The organism is Neisseria sp. P0019.S002, assembly GCF_051957155.1.
In the GTDB taxonomy this organism is placed as follows: domain Bacteria; phylum Pseudomonadota; class Gammaproteobacteria; order Burkholderiales; family Neisseriaceae; genus Neisseria; species Neisseria perflava.
This window is the reverse complement of sequence record NZ_JBQCWS010000082.1, coordinates 1-488: the sequence shown is the minus strand read 5'-3', so window position 1 is coordinate 488 and position 488 is coordinate 1. Positions and strand designations below refer to the sequence as shown.

At 54.5% G+C, this 488-nt stretch carries 1 protein-coding gene; it reads left to right on the top strand.

Annotated elements, in window-relative coordinates:
• Positions 1 to 432 (top strand): cyclic pyranopterin monophosphate synthase MoaC (locus tag ACTHTY_RS11665; RefSeq protein ID WP_440367790.1); only part of this gene is annotated, 432 nt, incomplete at its 5' end.
• Positions 433 to 488: the final 56 nt, after the last annotated feature.

Below are 488 nucleotides of genomic sequence, written 5' to 3'. Positions count from 1 at the left end.
ACCGTCCGCACCGCCGTGGCAAGCGGCTCCATCAACATGAGTACCTCCGCCATCAAAGTTTTGGCGGAAAACGCCACCCAAAACGCAGGCATCCTCAACGTCGCCCGTATTGCCGCCGTCCAAGGCATCAAGCAGGTCGGACTGCTTGTCCCACTTTACCAGCCCCTTCCCCTGCAACACGTCCGCGTCGATTTCGATGTCGATGTCGAACTCGCCTACGTCAAAGCCACCGTAACCGTTTCCTCTGAAGTCGGCAAAAGCATCACGACCGAAGCCGTCACCGGCGTCAATATCGCCCTCATATCCATTTATGACATGATGAAAGAAGTCGACCAGTCCATGATGATGACCCGCATCCACCTCGAATCCGAAAGCGGCGGCGAACGCGGCCCGTTCGTATTCGACGATGCCTACGAAAACATCGAATTCTGATTGAACAAAAAAAGGTCGTCTGAAAACCGGTTTGAGGTTTCAGACGACCTTTGGCA